The sequence below is a fragment of the Blautia sp. HA8986 genome, assembly GCF_056504635.1.
Genome location: NZ_JBWLUQ010000002.1, coordinates 340,441 through 359,018, shown reverse-complemented (window position 1 = coordinate 359,018; position 18,578 = coordinate 340,441). Strand labels below are relative to the sequence as shown.

20 protein-coding genes and 1 pseudogene are annotated in these 18,578 nt (G+C 43.2%); 3 read left to right on the top strand and 18 right to left on the bottom strand.

What is annotated here, in order from left to right; genetic code table 11:
* Nucleotides 1-4: 4 nt before the first annotated feature.
* Nucleotides 5-1,156 carry an alanyl-tRNA editing protein gene (locus AC04Q4_RS14375; RefSeq protein WP_173737919.1) on the bottom strand — a complete coding sequence of 384 codons (1,152 nt, stop codon included), beginning with the start codon at nt 1,154-1,156 and terminating at the stop codon, nt 5-7.
* A 244-nt stretch (nt 1,157-1,400) separates the two neighbouring features.
* On the opposite strand from AC04Q4_RS14375, the gene AC04Q4_RS14370 reads away from it, so the two are divergent.
* The 3 genes from AC04Q4_RS14370 to AC04Q4_RS14360 are packed head-to-tail and all read left to right on the top strand — an operon-like array spanning nt 1,401 to nt 3,042.
* Nucleotides 1,401-1,829: an RNA polymerase sigma factor gene (locus AC04Q4_RS14370; RefSeq protein ID WP_408609589.1), complete on the top strand. Its 429-nt coding sequence runs from the start codon at nt 1,401-1,403 to the stop codon at nt 1,827-1,829.
* Nucleotides 1,830-2,324, top strand: a complete 495-nt coding sequence (locus AC04Q4_RS14365) for an anti-sigma factor (RefSeq protein WP_173737920.1) — start codon at nt 1,830-1,832, stop codon at nt 2,322-2,324. It begins immediately after the preceding gene.
* A gap of 4 nt (nt 2,325-2,328) precedes the next feature.
* On the top strand, nt 2,329-3,042 hold the full coding sequence (locus AC04Q4_RS14360; protein WP_173737921.1) for a hypothetical protein: 714 nt from the start codon (nt 2,329-2,331) through the stop codon (nt 3,040-3,042).
* Nucleotides 3,043-3,098: 56 nt separating this feature from the next.
* Here AC04Q4_RS14360 and AC04Q4_RS14355 read toward each other — a convergent pair whose 3' ends face one another.
* From AC04Q4_RS14355 to AC04Q4_RS14275, 17 genes and pseudogenes are all read right to left on the bottom strand, one after another.
* Nucleotides 3,099-3,947 carry a hypothetical protein gene (locus tag AC04Q4_RS14355; protein WP_173737922.1) on the bottom strand — a complete coding sequence of 283 codons (849 nt, stop codon included), beginning with the start codon at nt 3,945-3,947 and terminating at the stop codon, nt 3,099-3,101.
* A 186-nt stretch (nt 3,948-4,133) separates the two neighbouring features.
* A complete protein-coding gene (gene atpC / locus AC04Q4_RS14350; RefSeq protein ID WP_173737923.1) occupies nt 4,134-4,541 on the bottom strand; it encodes an ATP synthase F1 subunit epsilon in 408 nt (135 codons plus the stop codon).
* A gap of 9 nt (nt 4,542-4,550) precedes the next feature.
* Nucleotides 4,551-5,948 carry a F0F1 ATP synthase subunit beta gene (atpD, locus tag AC04Q4_RS14345; protein ID WP_173737924.1) on the bottom strand — a complete coding sequence of 466 codons (1,398 nt, stop codon included), beginning with the start codon at nt 5,946-5,948 and terminating at the stop codon, nt 4,551-4,553.
* Nucleotides 5,949-5,953: 5 nt separating this feature from the next.
* Nucleotides 5,954-6,844 carry an ATP synthase F1 subunit gamma gene (gene atpG / locus AC04Q4_RS14340; protein ID WP_173737925.1) on the bottom strand — a complete coding sequence of 297 codons (891 nt, stop codon included), beginning with the start codon at nt 6,842-6,844 and terminating at the stop codon, nt 5,954-5,956.
* 8 nt (nt 6,845-6,852) lie between these two features.
* Complete coding sequence (gene atpA, locus AC04Q4_RS14335; RefSeq protein WP_173737926.1) at nt 6,853-8,361, bottom strand: F0F1 ATP synthase subunit alpha; 1,509 nt, start codon at nt 8,359-8,361, stop codon at nt 6,853-6,855.
* Nucleotides 8,362-8,368: 7 nt separating this feature from the next.
* Nucleotides 8,369-8,872 carry an ATP synthase F1 subunit delta gene (gene atpH / locus AC04Q4_RS14330; RefSeq protein WP_173737927.1) on the bottom strand — a complete coding sequence of 168 codons (504 nt, stop codon included), beginning with the start codon at nt 8,870-8,872 and terminating at the stop codon, nt 8,369-8,371.
* Nucleotides 8,853-9,353 (bottom strand): F0F1 ATP synthase subunit B, encoded by a 501-nt coding sequence (gene atpF, locus AC04Q4_RS14325; protein ID WP_476389186.1) that lies wholly within the window; start codon nt 9,351-9,353, stop codon nt 8,853-8,855. The genes atpH and atpF overlap by 20 nt, the downstream gene beginning before the upstream one ends.
* Before the next feature lie 50 nt (nt 9,354-9,403).
* Nucleotides 9,404-9,622: an ATP synthase F0 subunit C gene (atpE, locus tag AC04Q4_RS14320; protein WP_021652814.1), complete on the bottom strand. Its 219-nt coding sequence runs from the start codon at nt 9,620-9,622 to the stop codon at nt 9,404-9,406.
* Between the two features lie 48 nt (nt 9,623-9,670).
* The gene (locus AC04Q4_RS14315; RefSeq protein ID WP_179976586.1) at nt 9,671-10,336 is read right to left on the bottom strand and encodes a F0F1 ATP synthase subunit A; all 666 of its coding nucleotides are present in this window, start codon (nt 10,334-10,336) and stop codon (nt 9,671-9,673) included.
* 181 nt (nt 10,337-10,517) lie between these two features.
* Nucleotides 10,518-11,522 carry a biotin--[acetyl-CoA-carboxylase] ligase gene (locus tag AC04Q4_RS14310; protein WP_330604257.1) on the bottom strand — a complete coding sequence of 335 codons (1,005 nt, stop codon included), beginning with the start codon at nt 11,520-11,522 and terminating at the stop codon, nt 10,518-10,520.
* Nucleotides 11,523-11,786: 264 nt separating this feature from the next.
* A complete protein-coding gene (locus tag AC04Q4_RS14305; protein ID WP_476389185.1) occupies nt 11,787-12,773 on the bottom strand; it encodes a WYL domain-containing protein in 987 nt (328 codons plus the stop codon).
* Nucleotides 12,774-12,789: 16 nt separating this feature from the next.
* Nucleotides 12,790-13,044, bottom strand: coding sequence for a hypothetical protein (locus AC04Q4_RS14300; RefSeq protein ID WP_173737930.1), 255 nt, complete (start codon nt 13,042-13,044; stop codon nt 12,790-12,792).
* 338 nt (nt 13,045-13,382) lie between these two features.
* On the bottom strand, nt 13,383-14,075 hold the full coding sequence (locus AC04Q4_RS14295) for an LrgB family protein (RefSeq protein WP_173737931.1): 693 nt from the start codon (nt 14,073-14,075) through the stop codon (nt 13,383-13,385).
* On the bottom strand, nt 14,072-14,434 hold the full coding sequence (locus AC04Q4_RS14290; protein WP_173737932.1) for a CidA/LrgA family protein: 363 nt from the start codon (nt 14,432-14,434) through the stop codon (nt 14,072-14,074). Before AC04Q4_RS14290 ends, AC04Q4_RS14295 begins: the two co-directional genes overlap by 4 nt.
* Before the next feature lie 271 nt (nt 14,435-14,705).
* On the bottom strand, nt 14,706-15,173 hold the full coding sequence (locus AC04Q4_RS14285) for a metallophosphoesterase family protein (RefSeq protein ID WP_173755861.1): 468 nt from the start codon (nt 15,171-15,173) through the stop codon (nt 14,706-14,708).
* A 19-nt stretch (nt 15,174-15,192) separates the two neighbouring features.
* Nucleotides 15,193-16,380 (bottom strand): annotated as a pseudogene (locus tag AC04Q4_RS14280) (endonuclease Q family protein); the annotation flags it as partial.
* 78 nt (nt 16,381-16,458) lie between these two features.
* Nucleotides 16,459-18,519: a hypothetical protein gene (locus AC04Q4_RS14275; RefSeq protein WP_476389184.1), complete on the bottom strand. Its 2,061-nt coding sequence runs from the start codon at nt 18,517-18,519 to the stop codon at nt 16,459-16,461.
* Nucleotides 18,520-18,578 lie beyond the last annotated feature (59 nt).

Sequence of the window (18,578 nt, the reverse complement as noted above, 5' to 3'; positions counted from 1 at the left end):
TTTATCACTGCTCAAAAAATCTTCTGATCTCTTCCTCCGCTGCCTGTACGGACCCCTGTACGAAGAATGGCTTACCGCCTCCGCGTCCGTTTAATTTCGTATTCATTTCTTTTGTAAACTGACGGAGATCGCCATCTTTTTCGCCCATTGCGTACTTATAGCTTCCATCCGGATTTTTGGAAAATACTGCACAGCAACCCTGACATGTCTGTGTCACGGCATCTGCTAGTTTACGCACTCCATCATTGTCCATTCCGTCTACGAATAACAGAACACTTCCGCTTCCTGCATAACGTTCCGCTTCTTTACGGCACATATCATCCACAAACTGATTGACCTGTCCTTTCAGACGGAAGTTTTCATCCTGAAGACGCTCTACTGCCTGTGCGGTTTTATCAATTTTCGCAGAAAGTTTCACTGAGATCTGATGATTCTGTTCATTAACCATATTGAGGTAATCCAGAACACGTTTTCCACAGATCATTTCAATACGGACTCCTTCGCGGAATTTTTCCACAGAAAGAAGCTTCACCATGCCGATCTCTCCGGTATGTGTCACATGGGTTCCGCAGCATGCACAGATATCCGCACCTGGAAATTCTACGATACGCACCTGCCCTGTAAGCTCTTTTTTGCTTCTGTAATCAATCTTTTCCAGTTCTTCCGAAGTAGGATAAAGAATTTTCACCTCAGAATCTTCCCATATCTTCTCATTTGTTTTTCGTTCAATCTCAGCAAGCTGTGCCTCATCCAGCGGACCGTTCAGATCTACAGTAATGGTGTCACTTCCCATATGAAATCCTACATTATCATATCCATAAGCCTCATGGATCAGACCGCTGACCATATGCTCACCGGAATGCTGCTGCATCAGGTCAAATCTTCTTGCCCAGTCGATCTGTCCCTGAACTTCAGCTCCCACCTCTAACGGCTTATCTGTATAATGAAGAAGCTCCCCGTCTTTTTCGTGAACTTCCTTTACTTTCACATCGCCCAGATATCCGATGTCACTTGGCTGTCCGCCACCTTCCGGATAAAAAGCACTTTCGTCCAAAATAATGTGAAAACCTTTTTTCGCTTCTCTGCACTCCAGGACTTTAGCTGTGAATTCTTTTTTATATACATCTTCATAATATAAACGTTTTGTCTCTGTCATCTGTCCCATCCTTTCTGCATCTCTGCTTTGACGTTTTATAGTATAGACCAATTTGGGGCTCCCTGCTATAAGAATTCCAATTTTTTCAAAAATTGCTTTTAAAAAATGAAGTTTTATCCCTGTCTTACGCGTTATAATAAGTGAACGGGATGAGAAAGGAGCTGATCACATTACACGGGAAGAATATCTGGAATATCTGATACATACATACCAAAATTTAATATTTTCCATTTGTCTGAAATCGGTGGGCAATCCGTTTGACGCCGAAGATCTGACACAGGATGTTTTTCTTTCCGCCTACAAAAATCTCTCCCGTTTTGACGGTACCTACGAAAAAGCCTGGCTCAGCAAAATCGCAGTTCGAAAATGCCTGGATCACCTGAAGGCTGCCGGCAGACGTACCATTCCCACAGAGGATACTTATTTTGAACAGCTCCGTGATAAAGAATTCTCCCCAGAAGAGGCCTGTCTGGACAAAGATTTCCAGAATCGGATCCGACAGCTTTGTTCCGATCTGAAAAGTCCCTACAGAGAAGTGGCCACCGCTCATTTCTGTGAAGAAAAAACTGCAGCCGAGATTGCAGCTTCACAAAATAAAAATACAAAGACAGTCCAGACTCAGATCTACCGTGCAAGATCTATGCTGAAGGCACTGTTGGAAAGGAGTGATTAGATGCATATACCACAGGATGAATTACAGAAATTTCAAGATGGGACTATGAATACAGACGAAATGATCCATTTTCTGGAACATATAGATCAATGTGATTTCTGCCTGGAACAGCTGCTTCAGGATGAAGAAACTTCTTCTGAACATGCTCCTGCCTATCTTCAGGATAAAATTCTGAAAAAAGCAGCTTCTCCTGAAGTACAAACTTCCAGAAAAATACATGAAACTGCTTACTGGATGAAGCTTCTCTGCACAGGCTTACGTACTGCAGTGGGTATGGGTCTTGCGCTGATCATGCTTTTTTCTGTATCACAGACAGATTTTACAGCTCTTCATACTTCACCGGAAACAAAAGCTAAGATATCTTCATCCCTTGACATTGGTTTCAATCTGAGCCAGCTTTCCAGGAAGGTAGGTTCCCAGCTCAGTGAAAATTCTCAGAATATCAGTGATAATCTGAGTGATCTTACGAATAAAATTATAAACGGAGGCAAGTAAATATATGAAAAAACAAAAACATGGTTTCTGGGTATTTATCTTTTCCCTGATCCCCGGTGCCGGAGAAATGTATATGGGATTCAAAAAACAGGGAATCAGTATTATGCTGCTGTTCTGGGGAGCAATTGCGCTGGCTTCCATTACCGGCCTTGGATGGCTGGCCATGTTTCTCCCTGTGATATGGTTCTACAGTTTTTTCAATGTCCATAATCTGAAGTCACTGTCAGAAGAAGAATTTTATTCTGTAGATGATAATTACATTCTTCACATGGATCAGTTTTCCGGTGATATCGGAAAATTCTTACAGAAGCATCGAAATACAACTGCCTGGATCCTGATCCTGTTTGGTATCTGTATCCTGTGGAGTCGTTTCACAAGTCTTCTGTACCTCATTGTACCGTATGATCTGGAAGACTATGTATACAATATCTGCAACAGTCTTCCTCAGATTGCCATTGCTATCGGTATCATTGCTGCAGGTATTTATCTGCTCACTCAACAAAAAAAGAAACTGGAGGAAGAAAAAAATAAAGATGAGCATTATTGGGAACCGTACCGTCCATATCAGCAAATAGCTTCCCCTGATGATAATTCAGAAGCTGCTGAAAAAAATCCTGAGACCTTTTCTTCTCAGGACAATATTTCTTCTGAAAATAGTATTCCTTCTGAAAATACTGTCCTTTCCGAAAATAAGGAAGATACCTCTCCCTCTGAATAATCAGTAACTTCAAAAAAAGATCCGAAGTCTCCCGACAACGGATCTTTTTATTTTCATCAGCCTGTATACATAACCCTGGAAAACTGCGGTGACCCTGCATAGCCCTGTGATTCCTTAAATGTTACTGCTTTGATCCAGCCTGTTTTGGAACCATTTTTTACACGGATATACATCTTATTCCCAGCGGTCCAGAAATTCAGAATTTTCACGCCAGTATTCTTGCGGATCACAAATGCTTTACTTCCGGAAGTGGGAGTTGTGTACGCCTGTATGTTCTTTGCCGCTGCAAAAAGTCCTGTTCTCTTATTAGCAGCATTAAGTTTTATATATTTTCCGTAATTGGATGTACGAAGTAATGTTCCTTTCTGATATTTGTACGTAAATTCTGTTGTACAATATCCAAGAGAATATGACATAGCCTCCGTTCTTACACGAACTGTATTACCACTCAGGTAAATTTTCGCTTCATTTACCGGTCGTCCATATGTTTCATTAATGAAATTTACAACCTGAACGATTTTTCCGTTACGGTACTGATAAAGTCCGTGGAATACACTGATATCATTATCCGTACCACCTCTCAGACACAGGAAAGGTTTTCCATTAGATAATGTAATAATACGAATGGACATATCCATAAAAGCTTTATTTATTGCACAGACTTTTGTATTATTTACATAAATATCTGCACCGTTCCAGCACCCATCATACTGACTTTTTTTCCGGACAACCTTAATCTTGTCTTTCTTTCCATCGCCGGTGATATCATACCTTGTCCAGGTTTTTCCCGGCTGAATTGTATACATCCTGGGTGCTGCCGCCTGCACTGGCAGTACGGAAAAGATCATGAAACCCATAAGAAATATACAGATACCCAGTAATTTTTTTGCTCTTCCTTTCTTCATTATTTCTCCTCCTTTTTCTTTGCATACTCTGGCTTTTTTATATCAGTATAATAAAAAAGCACCTTTTGAATATTCTCTGTACAAAGCGGCTGTTCTCATTCCGCTCTGTCACATGGTCATAAACGTAACCAACTTATGATCTACGTTTATTTTACTATTCAACAGGTGCTTTCTGTAATATATTTTTTACTGCTTATGTGTTACTTTAAGACGTGTCATCGCTCTCGCAAGAGCCATCTGGTTCATATGATACTCCTGGATGCTCTGCTTCTGACGAAGCTGCTCTTCTGCACGCTCCTTGGCTTCCTGGGCACGGCGGATATCAATCTCCTCCGGGCTCTCTACGCTGAGGCAGAACAGCTTGGCACGGTTATTGATCATCTCAACAAAACCGCTGCTCACTGCAAAAACGTGCTCATTGCCTTCTGCATCCTCAAAACGCATCTCACCGGGAATGATGGCTGCTACGACATTTGCATGATGAGCAAGAAATCCCTGCTCACCATCCACTGCCGGGATGATAAGCTTTTGGGCACGTCCTGCATAAGCCAGTTTATTGCTGGCATAGATTTCCAGGCCAAATGTCTCACTCATAGCCGCTCCTTACTGCCGGTTCTCCTCGGCTTTTGCTTTTGCAATTACGTCATCAATGGTTCCAACATTAAAGAATGCATTCTCCGGATAATTATCCATCTCACCGTCAATGATCGCCTTAAATCCACGAATCGTCTCTTTCAGTGGTACGTATTTACCTTTGATACCGGTGAAGTTCTCAGCTACATGGAACGGCTGAGAAAGGAATTTCTGGATTTTTCTTGCACGGAATACAGTCTGCTTATCTTCCTCTGAGAGCTCTTCCATACCAAGAATAGCAATGATGTCCTGCAGCTCTTTATATTTCTGAAGAATCTCCTGTACTCTACGTGCTACTTCGTAATGTTCCTCACCGACAATATCTGCCTCCAGGATACGGGAAGTAGACTCAAGTGGGTCTACAGCCGGATAAATACCCTGCTCAACGATCTTACGTGAAAGAACGGTTGTTGCATCCAGATGGGCGAATGTTGTTGCCGGAGCCGGGTCAGTTAAGTCATCGGCCGGTACATATACAGCCTGTACAGATGTAACAGATCCTTCCTTGGTGGATGCGATTCGTTCCTGAAGCTCACCCATCTCAGTTGCCAGTGTAGGCTGATATCCTACTGCGGACGGCATACGACCAAGCAGAGCGGAAACCTCAGATCCTGCCTGTACAAAACGGAAAATATTATCAATGAAAAGAAGTACATCTCTGTGCTCCTGATCACGGAAATACTCTGCCATAGTAAGTCCTGTCTCGGCAACACGCATACGTGCTCCTGGCGGCTCATTCATCTGTCCGAACACTAAGGCTGTCTTCTCGAGAACGCCTGATTCTTTCATCTCGGTCCAAAGGTCATTACCTTCACGGGAACGCTCTCCGACACCGGTAAAAATAGAATATCCGCCATGCTCAGTTGCGATGTTCTGAATCAGCTCCTGAATAAGAACTGTCTTACCAACACCGGCACCACCGAACAGACCGATCTTACCACCTTTGGCATATGGTGCAAGAAGGTCGATAACCTTGATACCTGTTTCCAGGATCTCTACAGCCGGTTTCTGCTCTTCGAATGAAGGCGGATCACGATGGATGACCCAATGCTCTTCACCGTCCAGGGAATCACCGCCATCTACGGTATCTCCAAGAACGTTGAACAGACGACCCAGTGTTTTATCTCCAACCGGAACCTTAATACCGCTTCCGGTAGCTGTTACTTCTCTGTCTCGCTGCAGACCTTCGCTGGCTCCCAGCATGATGCAGCGTACGATATTATTTCCAAGGTGCTGGGACACCTCCATAACGCATCTCTTACCGTTGTTCTCGACTTCAAGGGCATCCTTGATATCCGGAAGCTGTCCATCTTCAAAAACAACGTCTACAACAGGTCCCATAACCTGTACAATCTTACCTTTATTCATAGTCATCACTTCCTTTTTTGTGCTTTAGCACCGCTGATAACCTCTGTGATTTCCTGCGTGATCGCAGCCTGACGTGCACGGTTGTACTGAATGGAAAGATCCTTCAGCATCGCTTTCGCATTATCTGTAGAGGACTGCATTGCTGTCATTCTCGCATTGTTCTCACTGGCATATGCCTCTACAAGACATCCATAAATCACACCTGTAAGGTAGTTCGGAATCATAGTATCCAGGAGCACATCTGCAGACGGAGATAACACAATCTCCTCCTGATAGATATCTGCCGGAACCTGACCCATTTTAAAATCAGCTTTTTTCAGCGGTAAAAGCTGCATATTCACATTCTCCATTGCCATTGCATTCTGCATCTGTGTATAAACAATGTGAATCTCATCCAGCTCTCTTTCCAGAAATGCTCGTACGATCTCTTCAGTGATAAGGCGTGCTCTGTGCATGGTCGGTTTCTGCACAGTATAGTGGAAACTGCCGTCCATGTCCACATCTCTCTTGCCGAAATACTGACGCCCTACCATACCCAGGACATACAGTTTATGATGTCCCGGTACTTCTTCCATGAAGTCTTCTGTCATTTTCTGTACATTATGATTGTATGCACCAGCCATACCTTTATCGCCTGTAATGACAATGGTACCTATCTTCCTTTCGTCCTTCGGAACAAGATGACGTTCACTGAAGAAAGGATGCTGGATATCCGGCATATGACGGAGGATTCTGGCAATGGCAGCCTGCATATTATAGAAATATGGTTCTGTGTCCTGCAGGATCTTCTTCGCCTTCTGCATCTTGGAAGAAGAAATCATGTACATCGCATTGGTGATCTTCATGGTGTCCTGAATGCTTTTCATACGAGTCTGTATTTCTTTTGCATTTGCCATATCAACACCTACCTGCTCTTATCTCTGAATTCTTCTGCCGCCTTTACGATTTTCTCTACAAGCTCATCAGAGAGCTGCTTTGTAGTCTCGATCTCTTTGCCGATCTCAGGATATACATTATCAAAGTACTCCAGAAGATCTTTCTGATATTTCTTGATCTCTTTCTTTTCTACATCTACCATCAGCTTGTGAGTCGCAACACAGAGAGTAATTACCTGCTGATGAAGACTTAACGGACTGCAAAGTGGCTGTTTCAGAAGCTCCATCAGACAACTTCCGTATTTCAGCTGTGCAGTTGTGGCCTCATCCAGATCAGAACTGAACTGAGTGAACACTTCCATCTCTCTGTACTGTGCCAGATCGATACGTACACTACCGGAAGCTTTCTTCATAGCCTTGGTCTGTGCGGCACCACCAACACGGGATACGGAAAGACCAACATTAACTGCCGGACGCATACCTGAGAAGAACAGATCACTCTCCAGGAAAATCTGACCGTCTGTGATGGAAATTACGTTAGTAGGAATGTATGCAGATACATCACCAGCCTGTGTCTCGATGATCGGAAGTGCCGTGATGGATCCACCGCCTGCCGCTTCACTCAGACGACTGGAACGCTCCAGAAGTCTGGAATGGAGGTAGAATACGTCACCAGGATATGCCTCACGTCCCGGAGAACGCTCAAGCAGAAGTGACAATGCACGATATGCCACTGCATGCTTGGAAAGATCATCATATACGATCAGTACGTCTTTACCCTGATACATGAAATACTCTGCAAGAGCAGTACCTGCATAAGGAGCGATATACTGAAGAGGTGCACAGTCACTGGCTGTTGCAGAGAATACTGTTGTATACTCCATTGCACCATATTTTTCAAGATTGGAAACTACCTTTGCAACAGTAGAAGCCTTCTGTCCGATAGCAACATAGATACAGATTACATCTTTACCCTTCTGGTTGATGATCGTATCTGTTGCGATGGATGTTTTACCTGTCTGTCTGTCGCCGATGATAAGCTCACGCTGTCCACGGCCAATCGGGAACATGGAATCAATGGAAAGGATTCCTGTTTCCATCGGTACAGTTACAGATTTACGGTCAATGATTCCAGGAGCCGGGTTCTCGATCGGCCGGTATTCCTCCGCCTCGATCTCTCCCTTTCCATCAATAGGCTCACCAAGTGCGTTCACGATTCTTCCGATAAATTTATCACCTACCGGAATACCTGCCTGTTTGCCAGTTCTGGCAACCTTGGTGCCTTCCTTGATTCCTGTATCCTTTCCGAAAAGAATACATCCCATGCTGTTGGCACGGACATCCTGTACCATACCTTTGAGACCATTCTCGAAGGTCACGACCTCACCGTACATGGCATGATCAATGCCATAAACAGTTGCGATACCATCTCCCACGGAGATGACGGTGCCTACTTCCTGGTCCTTGCTGATTTCGTCATAGTTCTTTATTTCTTCCTTGAGAATCGAAATGATTTCATCTGGATTTATTGCACTCAATTCAATTTCACCTCCGGGTTAATTTCTGTTTCAGTTTCTTATAACGTCCGATGAGGCTCCAGTCGTACTCACGATCTCCTGCCCGCAGAACAAATCCGCCTACGAGATTCTTGTCCTCTGTAAGGGTAAGCTCTACTTCGCTGGCAGAAAACTGGTTACGGAGAAACTCCTTCATCTTATCTTCCTGCGCTTCGGTAGGACATGTCACATAAAGAAGCTCTGCCTTGAGAATTCCTTTCTGTTCCCGGCTGTAAGCATCATAAGCCTCGATGATCTCCTGAATGCTGTCTATCTTCTGATACTTGCAGGTTACTTTAAGAAAATTCTTCATTTCCTGCGGGAAAACCCGCTCTATTACCTGTTCTTTTTCTTTGAGAGAAACCAGGGGATTTTCAAGCATTTTTCCTATTTCAGGGGTATTCTCAAAAATCTTTTCGGTTTCACAGATTGCCTCCTCAGGGACAGAAAGACCGTATAATGCTTTTGCATAATTAATGGACGTCTCTGTCATGAGGATCACCTGCTCCTTCTAAAAACTGGTCATATAGGGACATATCCTGTGCTTCGTCGTTCTTTTTTCCCATGATTCTGGATGCTGCATCCATAGCCAGCTCAGCTACCTTGCCTTCCATCGCTTTCATAGCAGCTTCCTGCTCAGTACTGATGTCTCTTCTTGCTTTCTCAAGAATCTCGCCAGCCTGATCATTAGCTTTCTTCACGATGCTGTCTGCCTGTACTTTTGCCTCGTCCTTAGCCTGCTCTACAATGTTGAAGGATTCTTCCTTCGCAGATTTCAGTGCATCCTCATACTGTCCTTTCAGCTGGTTTGCTTCAGTTGTTGTTTTTTCTGCTGAAGCAAACTGCTCATCGATCATGGCTTTTCTCTTCTCCATGACACCGATGATTGGGCCGAACAGGAACTTTTTCATTAAAAGATAAAGAACGATCAGGTTTATAATAGTAAAGACAAGGTTGATATCAATTTTAATCACCTGGTCCACCTGCCTCTCTTAATCCTGAATTAGTATCTCGTCTTTACCTATTAGCCAAGCATGATAATGATCAGAAGACCGATTACGAAACCGTAAATAGCTGTTGCCTCTGCAAGAGCACATCCAAGAAGAAGTGCTTTACTGATCTTGCTCTCTGCCTCCGGCTGTCTTGCGATAGCTTCTACTGCCTTAGATGTTGCAAGACCGATACCAATACCTGCTCCGATACCTGTAAGAACTGCGATAGCTGCACCAATTGCGATTAACATAGTTTTTTCCTCCTGTAAAATACAATTTTTTTCATTTTTAATGCCTGATTACTCAATTGCTTCCTTGATGAACAAGGATGTTAAGAATACAAATACATACGCCTGTATGAATCCGTCGAAGAAATCAAAATACAGACTGAATGGTATGGGAAGAATAGCCGGACAAACAAACTCCAGCAGCTTCATAACTACGAAGCTTCCCAGAACATTACCAAACAACCGCATGCAGAGAGATGTAGGTCTGATCGCGATTTCCAGGATGTTGATTGGAAGCATGATCGGAACCGGCTCCGCAAAGCTTTTCAAGAAGCCCTTCAGGCCTTTCTTATGAAAGCCTGCATACTCGATCAGAATAATGCTCATAAGCGCCAGCGCAATGGTCACATTCATATCCTTGGTAGGTGGTGTAAATCCAAACACGCCTGCGATATTGGCTATTCCGATGAAAATTACGGTTGACATCAAATAAGGCACATACTGTTTGCCTTCTTCTCCAAGAATTCCCATAAAGAAATCCTGAAGAAAACTTACTCCGGACTCAAGAAGTAACTGCTTCTTACCCGGATTTTCCACACTGAGATTCCGAACCAGAATCAGAGACAGGATCACAAGAACCGCCATAATGACCCATGTGACTACTACACATTCTGCAATCGGTATTCCACCAAACACAGGAATGGTAAAGGCTGTCTTACTGTTCAGCTCTTCTGCCAGTGTACTTGATAAATCTCCCGTTTTTCTCCCTCCTTTTCTCTTGGCGCTGATCGCATCTTTTTATAATTGGTATGACCACGCCTTGTAGTTGACTTTATTTTACTCCGCATTTCCAGAATGTCAATATTATTTTTGCCTGTTTTGTACAAAAAAGAATCTTTTTTTTATACAAAATAAACAATTAATTTGACTGATCTTCTTCCGGTTTCCTGCGCACAGATACTTCTCCATAAGAAAGCAGGGTTTCTGAACCATCCTGTTCTCTAACGAGCAGCCTTCCATCAGAAGCAATCGTCTTTGCATAAGCTTCCCGTGTACGCGTTCCGTCAGTGATCACGATCATATTTCCAGGAATGATATTATTTTCTGTATATTCTCTGGAAAGTTCCGGAGTTTCTGCTTCCATAAGAAGCTGGTTGACAATTTCTGCAACAAGAAGACTGCAGTTTATATGTTCTGCTTCCTTCCTGCCTCCAAACAATGCTCCTGCTGTTCCCTGTATCTCTTCCGGAAAACCGTCTTCCGGTATATACAGATTCAGGCCGATCCCCACAACAGCAAACTCAATGTTTCCACTCTCAAAGTCTGTAACAGCCTCTGTCAGTATCCCACACACCTTCTTATCATGAAGATACAGGTCATTAACCCATTTAATCCCGAGGTCGATTCCACAGATCTTCTTCACAGCCCGGTAAACTGCAGTTGCCGCTGCTGTAGTGATCAGGAGTCCTTCCTTCAGCGTTCGCTCCGGTCTTAGAACGATACTCATATACAGTCCTGCATTTTCAGGGGAATAAAAACTCCGGCCTCTCCGGCCTCTTCCATTTTTCTGCTGACGCGCCAGTATCAGTGCGCCATGCCCTGCTTCTCCTGAAAATGCAGCCTCCTTGGCTGCTCTGTTCGTAGAATCCAGTTCCCTGTATATCTTTACAGAAGCATCTGGATGATTGAGATAAAGCCGGATCCCTTCTTCAGATAACCGGCTGCCGCCGCGAAGCACATAGCCTTTGTTTGGTCCTGCTTCTATGGTGTATCCCTCTTCCCGAAGGGATTTCACAGCTTTCCAGATGGCCGCTCTTGTGCAGTTCAGTTCTGCTGCTGCCGCTTCTCCGGATATCAGTTCATTCTCGTGCTGCTCCAGAAGCTTCAGCATTCTTGCTTTTACAGTCATATCTTCACCGTCCATAATCTGCCTGAAATGGCAAAATTTATTCCCTTCTAAGAGACGAAAGCATTATAGCACTTAAACATCGCAATGTCTATTATCTTTTTTAGACATGCTCTCCATATTAATTTTGTATTTCAAATACGGTTATTATATGATTTTTCTCATTTTTGTCTGTTTTAATATCTTTTTTTAGAGATAATTTCTATGAAAATCTGCTGATTCAGGGTAAAATTTCCTGAATCACTATAATATGCAGATTCCTCATCAAGTAAATATTATTTATCATTTGTAATTAGAAAGACTTTTCTCAAGAAATTCCCGGTACTCATCGCGCACACGATCCGGTGACGCGATCACTGCATCCGGTCCAAGACTGGCTATCCAGCCGAAAAACTGACCACTGACGTTTACACGAACCAGCGTTTTGAAATGTTCATGATCCTTCCTCTGTATCATAATGTCTCTTCCGAAACGGTCCAGCACAACTCCCACCAGACGGTTGTGTGCTTCAAGACATATGGTTTCCTCTCTGCCGCCAAACATCCCGAAGGTTCTGGATGTCAGTTCTCCTACATCATAATTCTCAAAAATATCCCGACCATTACGTGAAGCCTCCTCAATTCGGATCTGCAGGATCTTGTCTACACGGTAATGCTTCACTGTTTCGCATTTCTCATCATAAGCTACAAGATAATAATTCTCATTCTGCCAGACAAGTCCCCACGGACTGACACAATACCGATCACCGTTCTTCTTAAGCCGCAGTTCTTTCTCCACTGTCCATTCACAGTACTGAAAAGATATCTGCCTGTTATCGGTAAGTGCCCTGTGGATCTCATCAATATTATAATACACGCTCTCATTCATGGTCTTGACCCTGTTCTCCACAAAGACCTGTCTTCGAAGCTGTCTGGCCTCATACACGCTGGCAAGACTCTCCAGCTTCCCGATCAGCTGACGTGATTTACCACTGGTAATAAATCGCGAGGACTGCACGGCATCTACCAGAAGCTTCAGTTCCGGAAGCTCAAATTCCCTGCTGGCCAGATAAAAGCCGGCCGGCTTCTCCCTCCGGTTCAGGATATCCATGCCGAAATTCCGCAATGTCTCAATATCATCATATATAGTCTTACGCTCTGCACTGATTCCCAGACTGTTCAGATAAATGATCAGATCCTTCACAGACATAGGATGTTCTTCATCGGTTCTCTCCAGAAAAACACGCATCAGATATAAAATTTTTATTTTCTGGTTAAAAACCCTGGGCATCTGCATTCCTCCTGTTCTACTTATCTGTCAGCGAAGCTACTACTGCAAAATATAATACCATGAATGCAAGTACAACGGCAACGATATCAGCTCCCCGGAAATCAAAATTAAAAAGCATTGCCCCTCCAATCATGATCTCTATTGTGAGAAGTGCTCCCAGTATCATAGCCATTCCGGAAGAAAGTTTCTTCTTCCTGTAATGACTGTCACCTGTCTCCACATATCTTCCCTCTGCCAGTGCTATCTTCCTGCTATTCTCTGTATTCCACATAAGATCCTTCCTCCCTGTTATATGTCCGGCTCGTGATTTTTTTCGAACATATTTTCCGAACATATTTTCTGTATATTGGTATTATAGCGCATGCTCAGTACAATAAAACGGTACGAATATTGTTTTTCCGAACATTTGTTTATTTTGCACAAAAATATGTTCGTTTTTCAGTCAGGCGGCAAAAACCTCCTTCGCGATTTATTTGGTCAAAAAGAAAAAAGCCTGCCACAGACGACAGACCTTTCACATATTTTTTTCTATGGATTTAACATATAAAACAAAAATTCACACTTCTTACTGCTACATACTCATGAACACAATCCTTTCATGATCTGTGCTCACATCATTCCGGCAAACACCGATGCACCTACAACGGTAAGAAGACCGGCTACTGCGATAGCAAGACTGCTCATGGCACCTTCTACAGGTCCCAGCTCCATGGCTTTGGCTGTTCCGATAGCATGGGCTGAAGTTCCAAGTCCGAGACCTCTTGCAATTGGCTCCTCGATCTTTGCGATTTTATAAACAACCTCTGCGATCATGTTTCCCAGAACTCCTGTGATGATGATAACCGCAACTGTAATAGTCACGATACCGCCAAGTTCTTCGGAAACTCCCATTCCAATGGCTGTTGTGATGGATTTCGGAAGCATGGTAACATATTCCTGATGATTGAATCCGAACAGCTTTGACATAAGCAGGACGCTGCAAAGTCCCGCCAGCGTTCCTGAGATGATCCCGGCTGCAACTGCCTTGAGATTTTTTTTCAGCAGATGAATCTGCTCATAAAGAGGCACTGCCAGACATACCGTTGCCGGTGTCAGCAGATAGCTGATATATTTGCCGCCTTCATTATAATCATTGTAATCAATATGAAAAATCACAAGCACTCCGATAACACAGATGATCGAAATTAAAAGAGGATTAAAAATCGCCATTTTGAATTTCTTTTTCAGGATAAGACCAATCTCGTAAGCGATCAGGCTTATCATCGCTCCGAAAAATGCGGAGTTTTTTATAAATTCCATCATTTTTCAGTTCCTCTCTTTCCCATTCGGATCACTCCCTGCGTTACTTTTCCTGTTACGACCATTACGATCACCGTGCTGATAAACGTCATGATAAGAACCGGTACACAGATCGGTTTCAGAGTGCTCCAGGCTGTAATCAGCCCCGCACCTGCCGGTACAAACATTACCGGCATGATCTCAACCAGAAAATCTGCCGCACCTTTCACCTGATCCAGCTTCAGAATGCCTGTAAGCAGTGCCACCAGCATAATGATCAGTCCATAAACACTGGCCGGTACCGGAAGTGGAAGAAAGGTTTTCAGTAATTCTCCAATGACGGAAATCAGCAGGATGATGCTGAACTGCTGCACGTACTTCATGTTGCGTCCCTCCTGATTCATGTAAAGCGCATATTCACATTTTGCTTTACTGCATACTCATGAACGCAGTCACCTCACAGTCTGCGCTCAGACAAATTTCTCAAAAGTGGTAAGACCACTTTGGGTTTAAACGTTTTCTAATTATACGCTACAAATCCTAAATTACAAGGATTGTATCCCATAAAATACAAAAAAACCTTTTATACATCAGCGTGTTCCAGTAATCTACAGAAACATATCTGCACAAAAGGATCCATAAACAGGGTTCTGATCATTTCCTGGAATTTTCCGCCAAAATAATCTTTTCCACCTGATAGTGTCCGTCCTCCACGGTCATCACAGCCATTGTGACTTCCCCTCCGAAACGGCTTCGTCCGCAGCTGCCCGGATTCAGCCACAGACGGTCATCTATTATCTTCTCAAAATATTTATGTGTATGTCCGAAAATCACCACCTGAGTATCTCCAAGCTCCCAGGCTACATCTTTTTTATTATGAACCATAAAAAATTTCACACCGCCAATGGTAAAGCTTAAACTGATACGGAGATTTTCCGCCCAGTCCTTGTCATTGTTTCCTCTGACAACATAAAGATTCCCCATATTGCGCAGTACATCCAGGATCTCATCTTTATTTACATCTCCTGCATGAAGAATATATTTGCAGTCTTTTAAAATTTCCAGCACCTCAGGCCGCAGAAGGCCGTGAGTGTCTGATATGATGCCGATTTTTTCTTTCATATTTTTTCCCGTTCCTTTAAAACAGCTCTATTTTTCCGTATTCCCCGTCAAATCCCGGCTTCCGTATAACTTCTCCCTTTCTCAGCCGCCGGATTCCCTCTGCCAGAACATCACCGCCTGTAAGCCCGATATCTTCTATCGGAACTTCTCTCAAAATCTGGAATTCCGCACCCAGATTTTCAAGAAGCATCTCATACTGTCTCTGAACTTTTTTGCTTGCTGTAGAAAATCCCACACAGGCTGATATCACTTCCGGCAAAGGAACCAGGCTTTCATACGGACGGCCACTTTCCGGCATGGCAAAAGCACCCTCTTCACGGTCGGATAACTGCAGAATCCTGTGATCCACACCCATGGTCAGTTTCTTTCCACACACAGGACAGATTCCTTGATATTTCTCTGCTTCTTTCGGACTTAAACATACGCCGCATTTCCGGTGTCCGTCGAAATGATATTTTCCTTCCTCCGGAAAAAACTCGATCGTTCCCTCAAGCCCCTCACCTTTCTGCACCGCATTCCAAAGTCCCTGATAGGAAAGCTCTATATCCATAAGATCCGCTTCCCTTCCAAGTCTGGATGGAGAATGCGCATCCGAATGGGATACCAGCTGATATCCGTCCAGTACGGAAATCTGCCAGTTCATCGCAGGATCTGAGGACAACCCCGTTTCCAGTGCATGAATATAAGGTGTCAGTTCTTCAAAACATTCCTCTATGGTGTCAAATCCTGACTTCGCTCCAAACAGGGAAAAATGCGGTGTCCAGATATGCGCAGGAATATACATCCCCTCCTCGCTGACTTCCAGCATCATTTCCAGAAGATCATGGCAGGGAAAGCCCAGAATGGGCCTTCCGTCAGAATGGATATTTCCGATTTTTTCCAGCCTCGCGGCAAAAGCATCTGCCTCTTTAAATCCGGGAAGCAGGATCAGGCTGTGCACCTTCCGGGTTTTTCCGCCTTTTTTATAGATAGAACTGATCTCACCCGACAGCACAAATCTTGGCGCAATTCCGGGATAACGTGCCGCCTCCGGCAAAACAAACTCGTCCTTCAGGCGGAACAATCCCTGTTCGGCCGAAACCAGCTTCTCCTTCAGTTCCTGCCGCCATACAGGATGTGTCATATCTCCTGTTCCAAGAACCGTAATCCCCTTTTTCCGTGCCCAGAGATCCAGCATCTCAGGTGTCCCGTCTTTGCTTGTTGCCATGGAATATCTGGAATGTATGTGTAAATCTGCGATCTGCTTCAAAGCTTTTCCTCCCTGTTTTTTGTCAAATATACTATATCATTTCACTTTCACAGATTTTACCGCACTGTAATTTCCATAATATTTTTTGCCATTGACAGTTTTATATGCCCTTACTTTGACATAATATTTTTTTCCACTGCTGAGACCGGTTATTGTTTTTCTGAAGATTTTGCTGTTCAGATATGTATATTTATAACCTCTGTTCTGACTGGTTGAATATGCGATCTGATAGCCACTTGCTCCTGTCGCTTTTTTGAAAGAAACCGTAAGTCTTTTCTTTCCACCGATTGCAGAAGATACCGTCGATCTTGCCGGGACAATGTAAACTGTTTTAGCTATCTTTCCGGTATAGCTGCCTTTTCCGGTGATCGTGACTTTCACTGCTGTTCCGATTTTTGAAGCTTTGTTGTATGAAATTGTATAATCAGCACCCTGACGTAATGTTTTCTTTCCATTTTTAACTGTTACCGCCGGTTTTACATTAGTTCCTGTATAGGATAATGTTCCAACTGTTATCTTTGTTTTGCTTATCTGCGTTTTATCAGTTCCCTGTGATACCGAAAATGTCATATTATCAAGACTCATCACACCACTGTGGATATTCAGCCCGATATAGTAAACACTGTTTGCTTTCAGAGTACAGCTTTTTCCGTTTTCAACTGAAAGGATCTGTTTCAGCTCTCCGTTCTTCAGCTGTGAAACTGTAAGATATGAATAGCTGTCCCAATCCTTGCATTTAATAGTATATTTGCCGGCACTTGTAGTTTTCAGGCAGCTGTATACAATGGAGCCTGTAACTGGCATTACTTTCGTTCCTTTACCGACGATTGCCGGCATCTGTGACAGATTTTTTACCTGAATGCCTTTTTTCAATACAGCTTCTGCACCAGATTCACCCAGCCTGAAATGTACATCATAAGTTCCTGCTTCCGGGGATTTTTTGTTGCCGGAATAATTAATATACGCATTGATATACTGTCCGTAATGATTTGATTTATAGATATCAACGCTTTCTGTTTCACCATTGGTATATGTGATCTTCAGTTTCTGTCCGTGCCACGGTGCTTTTTCAAGCGTATATTTATTCTTTCCACTGCTCCAGAAATTCACCGGTGTATAAAAAACCGCTGTTTTGAATTTTCCCTGCAGTGCCACTGATTTTATGGGCCATACATATTCTGCTGTAACTGTATTTTTAAGTCTGAATGGTTTTATGTAATATACATTTCCTTTTTTCAGTTTTACACTGCCTGTATCATAGTTTACTACATCTATTCTGTTAAATTCAGAATCATAAATCTCTTCTTTTAAAGTGGATTTTTGTGAATCTTCTGTAAAAGTTCTTCTTACAATATATTCCCCGTCTGCTTCCGGAATAAATTTAGTATATGTTTCTGCTCCAACTGTTCTGGAATAAACACCCTTTCCTTTATTTTCCAGATGAGGGGTAGCAGCAGAAAGAACTATACTGAGCTCAGAAGATGCAACTTCCCCCTCTTCTTCACTTACGATAACAAAATCATACTCTCCCAGATCTCCGTCATTTCCCCCATCCTCTTCATCAAAATAGATCAGCGGATAAAATGTATTTCCTCTGGAATCGCTTTTTTCTTCTTTATCTCTGGTGAAGCTCAGTGTTTCCTCTTTTCCATCACTGTAGGATATTCTGATTACAAGACCTGTCAGGTCAAAGTCACTGGCAGATTTAACAGTTCCATAGTCATATTCTTTCTTGTTCGGCTCAGATACAATACTGACTTCTTCTATCTCTGCCTCCGAATCTCCTGCACTGAAAACGTCATCTTCTGACAGCTCTTCGGATAATTCTTCTGGTGCTATTTCAGACTCCTGCATTTCGATCTCATCTGCATCTGAAGCATCTGTTTCATTCGCCTGCACATCGCTTTCGTTTTCTTCTGTTGTTTCTTCCTGCTCTGCCTCCGGTTGTTCTGTCTCCGTTTCTTCTGTTACTTTCACTTCTGCTGTATTATCATTTTCCACGGATTTATCTGCAAAAATTTCTTCTGCATAAACCATGCTGCATGGTTCTGCACCGAGCATTGCTGTCAGAACGATAGCTATAAATTTTTTCTTCATTTTTATTCTTTTCCTTCCATCTCCGGCGTATTGCCAGGTTATTTTTTACGTTCAGTTCA